Origin of the sequence: Agrococcus pavilionensis RW1 (genome assembly GCF_000400485.1) — a bacterium.
GTDB classification, from domain to species: domain Bacteria; phylum Actinomycetota; class Actinomycetes; order Actinomycetales; family Microbacteriaceae; genus Agrococcus; species Agrococcus pavilionensis.
This window is the reverse complement of record NZ_ASHR01000042.1, coordinates 1-12,233: the sequence shown is the minus strand read 5'-3', so window position 1 is coordinate 12,233 and position 12,233 is coordinate 1. Positions and strand designations below refer to the sequence as shown.

The 12,233-nt window shown below is 72.7% G+C and carries 11 protein-coding genes and 1 tRNA gene; 7 read left to right on the top strand and 5 right to left on the bottom strand.

The genetic code is table 11. The features are described from left to right. Positions 1-28 precede the first annotated feature (28 nt). Together L332_RS28270 and L332_RS28265 are read right to left on the bottom strand one after the other, a co-directional pair. Positions 29-769 carry a zinc ribbon domain-containing protein gene (locus L332_RS28270; RefSeq protein WP_021011724.1) on the bottom strand — a complete coding sequence of 247 codons (741 nt, stop codon included), beginning with the start codon at positions 767-769 and terminating at the stop codon, positions 29-31. Continuing rightward, complete coding sequence (locus L332_RS28265) at positions 760-1,596, bottom strand: Nif3-like dinuclear metal center hexameric protein (protein WP_021011723.1); 837 nt, start codon at positions 1,594-1,596, stop codon at positions 760-762. Before L332_RS28265 ends, L332_RS28270 begins: the two co-directional genes overlap by 10 nt. 62 nt (positions 1,597-1,658) lie before the next feature. On the opposite strand from L332_RS28265, the gene L332_RS28260 reads away from it, so the two are divergent. After that, positions 1,659-1,731, top strand: a tRNA-Val gene (locus tag L332_RS28260). Between the two features lie 39 nt (positions 1,732-1,770). Here the strand turns inward: L332_RS28260 and L332_RS28255 are convergent. Together L332_RS28255 and L332_RS28250 are read right to left on the bottom strand one after the other, a co-directional pair. Next, positions 1,771-3,237, bottom strand: coding sequence for an HNH endonuclease signature motif containing protein (locus L332_RS28255; protein ID WP_021011722.1), 1,467 nt, complete (start codon positions 3,235-3,237; stop codon positions 1,771-1,773). 179 nt (positions 3,238-3,416) lie between these two features. Further along, positions 3,417-3,875, bottom strand: a complete 459-nt coding sequence (locus L332_RS28250) for a peroxiredoxin (protein WP_021011721.1) — start codon at positions 3,873-3,875, stop codon at positions 3,417-3,419. 151 nt (positions 3,876-4,026) lie between these two features. On the opposite strand from L332_RS28250, the gene aceE reads away from it, so the two are divergent. The 6 genes from aceE (at position 4,027) to L332_RS28220 (ending at position 11,519) form a co-directional block, all read left to right on the top strand. Continuing rightward, positions 4,027-6,744 carry a pyruvate dehydrogenase (acetyl-transferring), homodimeric type gene (gene aceE / locus L332_RS28245; RefSeq protein WP_021011720.1) on the top strand — a complete coding sequence of 906 codons (2,718 nt, stop codon included), beginning with the start codon at positions 4,027-4,029 and terminating at the stop codon, positions 6,742-6,744. An 88-nt stretch (positions 6,745-6,832) separates the two neighbouring features. Further along, a complete protein-coding gene (locus L332_RS28240; protein WP_081646213.1) occupies positions 6,833-7,996 on the top strand; it encodes a PucR family transcriptional regulator in 1,164 nt (387 codons plus the stop codon). A 5-nt stretch (positions 7,997-8,001) separates the two neighbouring features. Next, positions 8,002-8,922, top strand: a complete 921-nt coding sequence (locus L332_RS28235) for an ACP S-malonyltransferase (RefSeq protein ID WP_021011718.1) — start codon at positions 8,002-8,004, stop codon at positions 8,920-8,922. Next, positions 8,919-9,932 carry a beta-ketoacyl-ACP synthase III gene (locus tag L332_RS28230; protein WP_021011717.1) on the top strand — a complete coding sequence of 338 codons (1,014 nt, stop codon included), beginning with the start codon at positions 8,919-8,921 and terminating at the stop codon, positions 9,930-9,932. Before L332_RS28235 ends, L332_RS28230 begins: the two co-directional genes overlap by 4 nt. Before the next feature lie 36 nt (positions 9,933-9,968). Further along, complete coding sequence (locus L332_RS28225; protein WP_021011716.1) at positions 9,969-10,220, top strand: acyl carrier protein; 252 nt, start codon at positions 9,969-9,971, stop codon at positions 10,218-10,220. Between the two features lie 63 nt (positions 10,221-10,283). Further along, positions 10,284-11,519, top strand: a complete 1,236-nt coding sequence (locus L332_RS28220) for a beta-ketoacyl-[acyl-carrier-protein] synthase family protein (protein ID WP_021011715.1) — start codon at positions 10,284-10,286, stop codon at positions 11,517-11,519. A gap of 60 nt (positions 11,520-11,579) precedes the next feature. Here L332_RS28220 and L332_RS28215 read toward each other — a convergent pair whose 3' ends face one another. Next, on the bottom strand, positions 11,580-12,107 hold the full coding sequence (locus L332_RS28215) for a DUF3145 family protein (protein ID WP_021011714.1): 528 nt from the start codon (positions 12,105-12,107) through the stop codon (positions 11,580-11,582). Positions 12,108-12,233: the final 126 nt, after the last annotated feature.

The window sequence follows — 12,233 nt, the reverse complement described above, 5'->3', positions numbered from 1 at the left end:
TCGTACGGGGGTCGGAGCGCGGCCCGCGCTAGATGCCGCTCTCCTCCGTGCGCACGAGGATGGCGGAGGAGTTGGGGTCGAGCAGCACGTCGTCGTCGGCGGCCGACTGGATCGTGTAGAGCTCGGCTGCGGTGAGCTCGACGCCCGAGGCGACCGACGTGCGGCGCTGCAGGAGCGTCGCGCCGATGCCGTAGCGAGCTCGCTGGCGCTCGTAGAGCGCGAGGAGCTCGGGCGAGATGACGGCGGTGCGCTGCTCGCGCTCCGCTCGGGCCTCCTCGAGCTCGCGCTCGATGCCGGCGGCTTCAGCCGCGCGCTCGGCGTCGAGGCTGTCGCGCTCGGCGCGCGCCTCGCCGGCCGCCGCGCGAGCCTGCTCGAGCGCGGTCGCGGCGTCCTCCTGCGCCTGCATGGCCTCGAGCTCGAGGTCCTCGAGGTCGCTGCGCCGGCGCTCGAGCGTCACGATCTCGTGCTCGGTCGCGGTCGCGACCTTCGCGTCGGTGATCGAGGGCAGCCGCTCGCGGTTGCGCTGGAGCCGCGCCTCGACGACCTTGACGTCGCTCTCGGTGCGGGCGACCTCAGCGGTCGCGTCGTCGTGCGCGCCGAGCCGGTCGAGCACCTCGCGGTCGAGCTCGGCGAGCCGCGCGTCGAGCTCGGCGATGCGCTTGGCCTGCGGCAGCGCCTTCGCCTTCGCGGTCAGCCGCACGATGCGAGTGTCGACGTCCTGCAGCTCGAGCAGCCGACGCTGCTCGTGGTTCGAGGCCTTCAGTGCCATGCGTGCTCCTCCTGGGGGACGGCGAAGTCCCATGGGTCGGTCCTGATCTCGCTCACCTCGACGGCGACGCCCGGGAGCGCCCCGCGCAGCTGCTCGGCGGCGGGCCGCAGCCACAGCGACTCGCTCGCCCAGTGGGAGACGTCGATGAGCGCGGGGCCCTCGCCAGCGATGTGCCGCTCTCGGGCATCGGAGGCCGGGTGGTGGCGCAGGTCGCTCGTGATGTAGACGTCGGCGCCGAGCACCGCGGACTCGCGCAGCAGCGAGTCGCCCGCGCCGCCGCAGATCGCGACGCGGCGCACCGAGCGCTCGGGATCACCTGCGACGCGCACGCCGCCCGCGACGGCGGGCAGCAGCTGCGCGAGGGTGCGAGCGAGGCCCGAGAGCGAGACCGGCTCGGGCAGGTTGCCCACGCGGCCGAGCCCCTTGGCGTCGTCGACGCGGTTGACGACGATCGGCTCGGCGTCTGCGAGGCCCAGCATCGAGGCGAGCTCGCCGCTCGTGCCGCGATCGACGGCATCGGCGTTCGTGTGGGCGGCGAGCAGCGCGACGCGCTCGCGCACGAGCCGCGTGATGACGCGGCCGGCGGGCGTCGTCGCGGCGACGCTCGAGACGCCGCGCAGCAGCAGCGGGTGGTGCACGAGCAGCAGGTCGGCGCCGCGCTCGACGGCCTCGGCCGCGGTGGCCTCGGTCGCGTCGACGGCGAGCAGGATGCGCTCGACCTCGTCGGCGGGATCGCCCGCGACGAGCCCGACGGCGTCCCAGTCCTCGGCGGTCGCGGCGGGCCAGAGCGCCTCGACAGCGCGCTGCACATCCGCCACGGTCGTCATGGCCCCATCCTAGGGAGCGGTGCGGAGTCGGATGCCGACCGGGACGGTGCGATGATGGTCGCGGGCGGTTGGCGCAGCTGGTAGCGCACTTCGTTTACACCGAAGGGGTCGCCGGTTCGAGCCCGGCACCGCCCACGTCCTGCCCGATCGCCCAGCGCATCCGGGCGACCCGGTTCACAGCCGTGTCGTGAAGCGCTGCGAAGTGCCCGCGAGCTGACCGATGGCGGCTCCGAACCGTCCCGTGATGGGGCCGCGCCTGCGTCGCCTCGGTCGTCGGATGGGTGGGAGGAGGACGCGGGTGACGCGCCAGCGGGTGCCGATCCTGTCGATGCGGAGCCTGCCGCTGTGGACCTCGCGATGGCACGTGGGGCACAGCAGGATGCCGTTGTCGGTGTCGGTGGGGCCGCCGTCGGCCCAGCGCAGCACGTGGTGCACGTCGCCCCAGGAGGCGGGGATGCGGCAGTCGGGGCCTTGGCAGTGGCGGTCGCGGAGCATGATCGCGATCCGCTGCCAGAGGGAGAACAGGCGCTTGCGGCGGCCGAGCTCGAGGACGTGGCCGTCGCCGTCGACGAGCGCGGCCTGCACGAACCCGTCGCAGACGATCCGGGCCGCGAGGGCGGCCGGGACGGTCTCGCCGGTCTCGACGATGTCGCACGTCGCCGGCCGCCCCTCGGCGTGCTTGTCGAGCTCCGCCTGGGTGATCGCGACCAGCAGCGTCGGCGCGTCGCCGCCGGGCCGGGGCGGCTCGCCCGAGCGGGCGTGGGCGCGGAACAGGCCCACCAGCACGTCCGCGTGCCGCTGCGCATCCGTGCGCTCGTCGTCGGCGGGCGCGTCGGGGTTCTCGAACCCGTCGCCGGTGCGGGGCGAGTCGTAGGCGGCCAGCACCGCCATCACCTCCGCCCCCTCCACCGGCGGGAACGCCACCCGGCCGCGGAACATCCCGTCCGGGCACTGCGCAAGCGTGAACTCCCGCTCGGCGACCTGCTGATCCTCCCGCGGCTCCGCCCCGTCGGGGTCGAGTGCGGAGAGCCACTGCCGCGCGGTGACCGCGAGCAGCTCCGGCGGCGTCGGGACCGCGTCGTCGTAGCCGCGCTCGCCCGGCCGGTGCTCCCCGACCGCCGCACCCACGAGGTCCTCCTCCGCCGCGAGCCGCGCGTCGGGGTCGGCGCGGCCGCCGGCGGACTCCAGCACCTCCACGATCACCCGGCACTGGTCGATCGCGATCGACCCGTCCTCCAGCGCCCCCGCCACGTGCGGGTAGAGCGGCTCGAGCGGCAGCCCGGTCGAACCCACCCGCGGGGTCGACGCGCGGGCGAGCTGCAGGATCGCCTTCGCCCGCGAGGCCGAGACGCCCGCCTCGTGCCGCAGCGCAGTCTTCGTCGAGCGGTAGCCGAACGTGCGCGCCTGGTTCGGCGCATCCATCGCCGGCACCGACCGCTCCACCACCCCCGCCACCCGCACCAGCGCCCCATCGGCCAGCCGGGCCAGCTCCCCGACAGCGGCGAACGCATCCCACCGCTCGACATCGCCCATGCCTTCGAACGCGGTCAGGATCGCTTCGACATCCGCTTGGACCGCGGCCAGCCGCTCGCGCAGGCGAGCAGCTTCAGGCGACCTGCCCTGCCGCTGCTGCCCGTCCATCACGACCCTCCAAGACGCCGACCACGACGCCGTCGCTCTCCCACGATTCTACCGAGCGACTCGAAACTCTGTTCGAGGATCGTAGGGGCTGTGGAGAACTCGACCGGCGCCGCGGGAGCGCGCTTCGACACGCTCAGCCACCTCCGGCGGCGGAGCGGCTCAGCGGGCGGAAAGGGCGGTCAGGCGACCTTCGCGAGCGCCGCCCGGTACGCGTCGAGGTCGCGCGACTCGGAGGTCGAGACGCGAAAGTGGTCGGCGATGCGACCTTCGCGGTCGATGACGTAGGTCGCGCGCGTCGCGACGCCTCGCTCGGGCAGGAACGCGTCGTAGGCCTGCGCGACCGCACCGTGCGGCCAGAAGTCGCTCAGCAGGCGGAACGAGAACCCCTCCTGCTCGGCGAAGACGCCGAGCGACGCCGCCGTGTCGACCGAGATGGCGAGCACCTCCGCCTCGGAGCCCTCGAAGTCGCCGATCTCGTCGCGGATCGAGCACAGCTCCCCCGTGCACCGCCCCGTGAACGCAGCCGGGTAGAAGACGAGCACGACGGGGCGGCCGCGCAGCTCCGAGAGCGTCACCGCTTCCCCTGTGTGGTCCGTGAGCGTGAAGTCGGGTGCCTCGTCGCCGATCTGCAGTGCCATGCGCTCCTCCTCGAGTCGTCTCGCGCATCCGCTCGACCATCGTGCCGGAGCGCCCCCGTGCGCGCCCGTCGAGGACCGCCCGGTGGATAGAGTGGAGGGGCTGCGCCCGTCACCCAGGAGCGCACGCGCCCAATCGACGTCAGGAGCTTCGGTGCTGAACGACCAGGACCCGTACTCGGCCCACGTGAACGACACGGACCCGAGCGAGACCGCCGAGTGGCAGGAGTCGCTCACCCAGCTCGTCGAGGCGAACGGCCACCAGCGCGGGCGCGAGATCATGCTGAGCCTGCTCAAGCGCTCGAAGGAGCTGCACCTCGGCGTGCCGATGGTCCCCACGACCGACTACCTCAACACCATCGCGCCCGACGCCGAGGCGGAGTTCCCCGGTGACGAGGCGCTCGAGCGCACCTACCGCCGCTGGATCCGCTGGAACGCGGCCATCATGGTGCACCGCGCACAGGCGCCCGGCATCGGCGTCGGCGGCCACATCTCGACCTACGCCTCCTCGGCGTCGCTCTACGAGGTCGGCCTCAATCACTTCTTCCGCGGCCAGGACGCCCCCGGCGGCGGCGACCAGATCTTCTACCAGGGTCACGCGTCCCCCGGCATGTACGCCCGCGCGTTCCTCGAGGGCCGGCTGAGCGAGTCGCAGATGGACGCCTTCCGCCAGGAGAAGTCGAAGGCGCCCAACGGCATCCCCTCCTACCCGCACCCGCGGATGATGCCCGACTTCTGGCAGTTCCCGACGGTGTCGATGGGCCTCGGCCCCATCAACGCGATCTACCAGGCGCAGGCCAACCGCTACCTCGTCAACCGCGGCATCAAGAGCGAGCTCGACTCGCAGGTGTGGGCGTTCCTCGGCGACGGCGAGATGGACGAGGTCGAGTCGCGCGGCGCGCTGCAGCTCGCCGCGAACGACGGCCTCGACAACATCAACTTCGTCATCAATGCCAACCTCCAGCGCCTCGACGGCCCGGTGCGCGGCAACGGCAAGATCATCCAGGAGCTCGAGTCGTTCTTCCGCGGCGCGGGCTGGAACGTCATCAAGGTCATCTGGGGACGCGAGTGGGATGCGCTCCTCGAGCAGGACCACGAGGGTGCCCTCCGCGACCTCATGAACGCGACGCCGGATGGCGACTACCAGACCTACAAGGCGGAGTCGGGCCTGTTCGTGCGCGAGCAGTTCTTCGGCCGCGACCCGCGCACGCTCGAGATGGTCAAGCACCTCTCGGACGACGAGATCTGGGCGCTCAAGCGCGGCGGTCACGACTACCGCAAGGTCTACGCGGCCTACAAGGCGGCGACCGAGCACAAGGGCCAGCCGACCGTGATCATCGCGAAGACCGTCAAGGGCTACGGCCTCGGCAAGAGCTTCGAGGGCCGCAACGCGACCCACCAGATGAAGAAGCTCACGCTCGACGACCTCAAGTCGTTCCGCGACGCGATGCAGATCGACATCTCCGACAAGCAGCTCGAGAGCGACCCGTACCACCCGCCGTACTGGAACCCCGGGATGGACTCCCCCGAGATCCAGTACATGCTCGAGCGCCGGCGCGAGCTCGGCGGCTTCACGCCCGAGCGCCGCTCGAAGCACACGATCATCCCGCTGCCCGAGGACAAGACCTACGACATGCCCAAGAAGGGCTCGGGCAAGCAGCAGGTCGCCACGACGATGGCCTTCGTGCGCCTGCTGAAGGATCTGCTGCGCGACAAGGGCTGGGGCGACCGCTTCGTGCCGATCATCCCCGACGAGGCCCGCACGTTCGGCATCGACGCGTTCTTCCCGACCGCGAAGATCTACAACCCGCAGGGCCAGAACTACACGTCTGTCGACCGCGACCTGCTGCTGAAGTACCGCGAGGCGCCCGACGGGCAGATCGTGCACGTCGGCATCAACGAGGCCGGCGCGATGGCCGCGTTCACCGCCGCCGCGACGTCGTACTCGACGCACGGCGAGCCGCTCATCCCGATCTACGTCTTCTACTCGATGTTCGGGTTCCAGCGCACCGGCGACTCGATCTGGGCCGCCGCCGACCAGATGGCCCGCGGCTTCCTCATCGGCGCGACCGCCGGCCGCACGACGCTCGCGGGCGAGGGCACGCAGCACGCCGACGGCCACTCGCCGCTGCTCGCGTCGACGAACCCCGCGGTGCTCGCCTACGACCCCGCCTACGGCTACGAGATCGCCCACATCACGCAGATGGGCATCGAGCGGATGTACGGCGAGGCTCCCGAGGACGTCATCGTCTACCTCACGGTCTACAACGAGCCGATGGTGCAGCCGGCCGAGCCCGAGGGCGTCGACGTCGAGGGCATCCGCCGCGGCATCCACCGCGTCTCGACGAGCGACCACCACCCGATCAAGGTGCAGCTGCTCGGCTCGGGCGTCGCGCTGCCGTGGCTCCACCACGCGCAGGAGCTGCTCGGCACCGATTGGGGCATCTCGGCCGACATCTGGTCGGTCACGTCGTGGAGCGAGCTGCGCCGCGACGGCCTCGAGGCCGACGAGCACAACCTGCTCCACCCGCAGGAGCCCGCGAAGGTGCCGTACGTCACTCAGCGCCTGTCGGAGGCCGACGGCCCGTTCATCGCGACGAGCGACTACATGCGCGCGGTGCCCGACCAGATCCGCGAGTGGGTCCCGGGCGACTACGCGACGCTCGGCGCCGACGGCTTCGGCTTCGCCGACACCCGCGCCGCCGCCCGCCGATTCTTCAAGATCGACAGCCACTCCGTGGTCGTGCGCGCGCTCGACGCGCTCGCGAAGCAGGGGAAGGTGCCGCTCGGCATGGTGCAGCAGGCGATCGCGAAGTACAGCATCCACGACGTGAACGCGGGCGTGTCCGGCACCGTCGGCGGCGACTCCTAGGCGGCCGCCGCTGACCGCTGACGCCGAGCTGAAGGCGCAGCAGCTCGCGTGGCTGCGTCGCACCTCCGGCGACCTCGCGACGCAGGTGATGCGCGCGCTCGACGACCGGCTGCCGTGGTACCGGACGATGCCGCCCTCCCGGCGGAGCGCCGTCGGCCTCGTCGCGCAATCGGGCATCACGTCGTTCATCGCGTGGCACGAGGACCCGGAGGCGCAGCCGTGGATCGCGGCTGACGTCTTCGCGGCCGCGCCGCGCGAGCTGCTGCGCAGCGTGAGCCTGCAGCAGACGCTGCAGCTCATCCGCACGGTCGTGTCGGTCTTCGAGGAGCGCATCGGCGACGCCGACCCAGCGATGCGCGAGCCGATCCTGCGCTACTCGCGCGAGATCGCGTTCGCGGCCGCCGACGTCTACGCGCGCGCGGCGGAGTCGCGCGGGCTGTGGGACGCGCGCCTCGAGGCGCTCGTCGTCGACTCGATCCTCACGGGCGAGCACGACGACGAGCTGCCCAGCCGCTCGGCCGCGCTCGGCTGGCACGGCCGGGGCGAGTGCGCCGTGCTCGTGGGGGTCGCCCCGCGCATGCTCGACGTCGACGTCGTGCGCCGGAAGGCGAGGCACGCCGGATGCGACGTGCTCATCGGGGTGCAGGGCACCCGGCTCGTCGTCGTCATCGGCCGCGAGGCCCCGAGCGAGGACGAGCGCGAGCCCGAGCCGATCGAGTTCCTCGCGATCGCCGCGCAGCTCGCGGAGGGCTTCGGCGAGGGCCACCTCGTGCTCGGGCCCGCGGTGCCGGGGATCACCGACGCGGCGAAGAGCGCGAAGGCCGCGCTCGCGGGCTTCGCGGTCGCCGATGCGTGGCGGCGCACGCCGCGGCCCGTGCGCGCCGACGACCTGCTGCCCGAGCGGGCGCTCGCCGGCGACCCGCTCGCCCGCCAGCAGCTCGTGCGCACCGTCTACCAGCCGCTGCGCGACCACTCCTCCGACCTGCTCGCCACGCTCGCGTGCTACCTCGACACCGGCCGCTCGCTCGAGGCGACCGCGCGCGAGCTCTTCGTGCACCCGAACACCGTGCGCTACCGGCTCAAGCGCATCAGCGAGATCATCGGCTGGGACGCGACGGGCGCCCGCGAGGCGCTCGCGCTGCACACCGCGATCATCCTCGGCGCGATCCACGACGCGTCGCGCGAGCGCGCCCAGCGGCCGCCGCAGCCGAGCCCCCATGCCTCGCCGGGCAAGGGGACGGTGGGAGGATGAACGACGTGATCGTCATCGTCGCTCCCGGGCAGGGCTCGCAGAAGCCCGGCTTCCTCTCCCCCTGGCTCGAGCTGCCGGGCGCCAGGGCGCGGCTCGCCGCGCTCGGCGAGGCCGCGAGCATCGACCTCGTCGAGCACGGCACCGTGAGCGACGCCGACACCATCCGCGACACGCGCGTCGCCCAGCCGCTCATCGTCGCGGCGGGCATCCTCGCGCTCGACGCCCTCGGCGAGCGCGCGAGCCTCGCGAGCGGCGTCGCGGGCCACTCGGTGGGCGAGATCACGGCTGCCGTCGCCGCGGGCGTCCTCGACGCGGAGGACGCGATGGCGCTCGTCGGCGAGCGCTCGCGCGCGATGGCGGATGCGGCCGCGCAGACGCCGACGGGCATGGCCGCCGTGATCGGCGCCGACGAGACGGAGCTCGAGACGCGGCTCGCGGAGCTCGGCCTCCAGCCGGCGAACTACAACGGCGGCGGCCAGGTCGTCGTCGCCGGCCCGCTCGACGCGCTCGCTGCGCTCGGCGAGGCGCCGCCCGCCCGCGCGCGCGTCATCCCGCTCCAGACGGCCGGGGCCTTCCACACGAGCTACATGGAGCCCGCCGTCGAGCGCTTCCGCGCGAAGGCCGCATCCACCCCCACCGCCGACCCGACCACGACGCTGTGGACGAACCGCGACGGCAGCGCCGTGGAGCGCGGCGCCGAGTTCCTCGAGCTCGTCGTCGGGCAGCTCTCGAGCCCCGTGCGCTGGGACCTGTGCATGGCCGCCTTCCAGGAGGCGGGCGTGACCGGCATCATCGAGCTCGCCCCCGCGGGAGCCCTCGTCGGCCTCGCGAAGCGCGGCCTGCGCGGCGTGCCGGCCGTGGGCGTGAGCTCCCCCGACGACCTGGAGGCAGCCGTCCGGCTGCTGGAGAGCGGAGCCGCAGCATGACGAGCACCACGGGCAAGCCCAACCTGGCGAGCCTCCCCACCCGCGCGGGCGCGCGCATCCTCTCGGTCGGCGCCGCGCGCGGCGATCGCGAGGTGCCGAACGACGACCTCGTGGGCCCGATCGACTCCTCCGACGAGTGGATCCGGCAGCGCACCGGCATCATCAGCCGCGTGCGCGCCTCCGAGGGCATCGAAGCCGTCGACCTCGCCGAGGCGGCCGCGAAGGAGGCCCTCGAGCGCGCCGGCATCGACGGCGAGACGATCGACGCGGTCATCGTCTCGACCATCAGCAACACCGTGCAGACGCCCTCGATGGCGGCGCTGCTCACCGAGCGCATCGGCGCGACCCCCGCGCCCGCGTTCGACATCTCGGCCGCGTGCGCCGGCTACGCCTACGGCGTCGCCCAGGCCGACGCGCTCGTGCGCAGCGGCATGGCCGAGCACGTGCTCGTCGTCGGCGTCGAGAAGCTCTCCGAGATCGTCGACCCGACCGACCGCTCGATCAGCTTCCTGCTCGGCGACGGCGCGGGCGCCGTCGTCATCGGCCCCTCCGACGAGCCCGGCATCAGCCCCTCGGTCTGGGGATCCGACGGCGGCCAGTGGGACACCATCCGCATGACGAACACGCTCGGCTCGATGCGCGAGGGCGCCGCGTGGCCGACCCTGCGCCAGGACGGCCAGAAGGTCTTCCGCTGGGCCGTGTGGGAGATGGCGAAGAAGGCGCGCGAAGCGCTCGACGCCGCCGGCATCGAGCCCGGCGACCTCGCCGCGTTCATCCCCCATCAGGCGAACATGCGCATCATCGACGAGTTCGCGAAGCAGCTGAAGCTGCCCGACTCGGTCGTGATCGCCCGCGACATCGCGACGACCGGCAACACCTCTGCCGCGTCGATCCCGCTCGCGATGCACCGCATCCTCGAGGAGAACCCCGAGCTCTCGGGCGGCCTGGCGCTGCAGATCGGCTTCGGCGCCGGTCTCGTGTACGGCGCCCAGGTCGTGGTCCTCCCCTAGACTTCAACCCGTCCGACCGAAAGAAGGAGACATCCCGTGGCCTACACCAAGGACGAGGTCCTCGCAGGGCTCGCCGACCTCGTGAACGACGAGACCGGCATCGCTACCGAGAACGTCCAGCTCGAGAAGTCGTTCACCGACGACCTCGACATCGACTCGATCTCGATGATGACCATCGTCGTGAACGCCGAGGAGAAGTTCGACGTCAAGATCCCGGACGACGAGGTCAAGAACCTCAAGACCGTCCAGGACGCGGTCGACTACATCACGAACGCCCAGGCTGCCTGAGGCCTGTTCGACTGCGCGTGCGGCCGGGGCGACCGGCCGCACGCGCGATCTGTGAGGAGAGGCATGACGAAGAAGATCGTCATCACCGGCATCGGCGCATCGACGCCGATCGGCGGCACCGCTCGCGAGAGCTGGGAGGCGCTGCTCGCCGGTGAGTCCGGCGCGCGCTCGCTCGAGCACGATTGGGTGCAGGAGCTGCAGCTCCCCGTCACGTTTGCCGCCGAGGCGAAGGTGCGCCCCGACTCGGTGCTCGACCGGCCGGTCGCGAAGCGGCTCGACCCGTCGAGCCAGCTCGCGCTCGTGGCCGCGAAGGAGGCGTTCGCCGACGCGGGCTCTCCCGAGATCGACCCGGAGCGCCTCGGCGTCGACTTCTCGACCGGCATCGGCGGCCTCTGGACGCTGCTCGACGCGTGGGACACGCTGCGCGAGCGCGGCCCCCGGCGCGTGCTGCCCATGACGGTGCCGATGCTCATGCCGAACGCGCCCTCGGCGGCGATCTCGATGCACTTCGAGGCGCGCGCCTACGCCCGCACCGTCGCCGCCGCGTGCGCCTCGAGCACCGAGGCGCTCGTGAACGCCTACGAGCACCTGCAGGCGGGCCTCGCCGACGTCGTGCTCGCCGGCGGCAGCGAGTCGGCCATCCACCCGCTCACGCTCGCCGCCTTCTCCTCCATGCAGGCGCTCTCGCGCCGCAACGACGACCCGGCCACCGCATCCCGCCCCTACGACGTCTCGCGCGACGGGTTCGTCATGGGCGAGGGCGCCGCGGTGCTCGTCGTCGAGACCGAGGAGCACGCGCTCGCGCGCGGCGCGAAGATCTACGCGGAGCTCGCGGGCGGCGGCGTCACGGCCGACTCGTACCACATCACCGCGCCCGAGCCCGAGGGCCTCGGCGCCAGCCGGGCCGTGCACATGGCGCTCGAGGCCGCCGGGGCGACGCCCGACGAGGTCACCCACATCAACGCCCACGCGACGTCGACGCCCGTCGGCGACGTCGCCGAGGTGCGCGCGCTCGAGCGCGTGTTCGGCGAGCGCGTGCGCGAGATCCCGGTCTCGGCGACGAAGGCGGCCCACGGCCACCTGCTCGGCGGCACGGGCGCGCTCGAGGCGATCTTCACCGCCCTCGCGGTGCAGGAGCGCCAGGCACCGCCGACGATCAACGTCACGGAGCAGGACCCGGACGCGCCGCTGCGCATCTCGAACGCCCCGATGCCGCTCGGCGACGAGCCGCAGCTCGCGGTGTCGAACTCGTTCGGCTTCGGCGGCCACAACGCCGTCATCGCGATCCGCTCGGTCTGAGCCGCGAAGCACCGAGGCCCCCGCTGTCCGCAGCGGGGGCCTCGGTCGTGCTCGGGTGCGTCAGCCGACGCGGTGCAGCCACGCGACGGGCGATGCATCGGAGGCGTGGCGGTAGCCCTCGAGGTCGCGGTCCCACGGTCCGGCCATCGCCTCGTCGAGCTCGGCGAGCAGGGCGCGCGAGTCGGGACCGGCGGCCTCGATCGCGCTGCGGATGCGGTCCTCCGGCACGAGCAGCGACCCTGCGGCGTCGATGCGGCGCGCCGCGATGCCGAGCTGCGGCGAGTGCATCCAGCGCATGCCGTCGCTGCCGGGCGTCGGGTCCTCGGTCACTTCGAAGCGCACGTCGCGCCAGCCGGCGAGCGCGCTCGCGATCGCGGCGCCCGTGCCCGCGGGGCCGGTCCAGTGCACCTCGGTGCGCTCGGCACCCGGTTCAGCGGGCTGGGGCTGCCAGACGAAGCGCAGCGCGTCGCCGACGGCCTGGCCGATCGCCCACTCGAGGTGGGTGCGCATGGCGCGCTGGGACGCGTGGATCCAGACGACCCCCGCGGTGGTCGCGGGACGTCGCCTGAGCATGTTCGCAGCAGTCATCGTCTCTCCCTCGTTCGATGCGACTTCCCCATCGGTCGAACGAGCCCGAGTCGATGCCTCGAGTGTGGCACACGCCGCTCGCGAACTCCAAGCGTGCGACGTGCCTCAGCTTCTTTGAGCGCGGGG

What these genes read in the sequence shown, in the direction of transcription:
- L332_RS28270 (WP_021011724.1), bottom strand. Translation starts at nt 769, where the DNA reads ATGGCACTGAAGGCCTCGAACCACGAGCAGCGTCGGCTGCTCGAGCTG.
- L332_RS28265 (WP_021011723.1), bottom strand. Translation starts at nt 1,596, where the DNA reads ATGACGACCGTGGCGGATGTGCAGCGCGCTGTCGAGGCGCTCTGGCCC.
- L332_RS28255 (WP_021011722.1), bottom strand. Translation starts at nt 3,237, where the DNA reads ATGGACGGGCAGCAGCGGCAGGGCAGGTCGCCTGAAGCTGCTCGCCTG.
- L332_RS28250 (WP_021011721.1), bottom strand. Translation starts at nt 3,875, where the DNA reads ATGGCACTGCAGATCGGCGACGAGGCACCCGACTTCACGCTCACGGAC.
- L332_RS28240 (WP_081646213.1), top strand. Translation starts at nt 6,833, where the DNA reads ATGCGCGCGCTCGACGACCGGCTGCCGTGGTACCGGACGATGCCGCCC.
- L332_RS28230 (WP_021011717.1), top strand. Translation starts at nt 8,919, where the DNA reads ATGACGAGCACCACGGGCAAGCCCAACCTGGCGAGCCTCCCCACCCGC.
- L332_RS28220 (WP_021011715.1), top strand. Translation starts at nt 10,284, where the DNA reads ATGACGAAGAAGATCGTCATCACCGGCATCGGCGCATCGACGCCGATC.
- L332_RS28215 (WP_021011714.1), bottom strand. Translation starts at nt 12,107, where the DNA reads ATGACTGCTGCGAACATGCTCAGGCGACGTCCCGCGACCACCGCGGGG.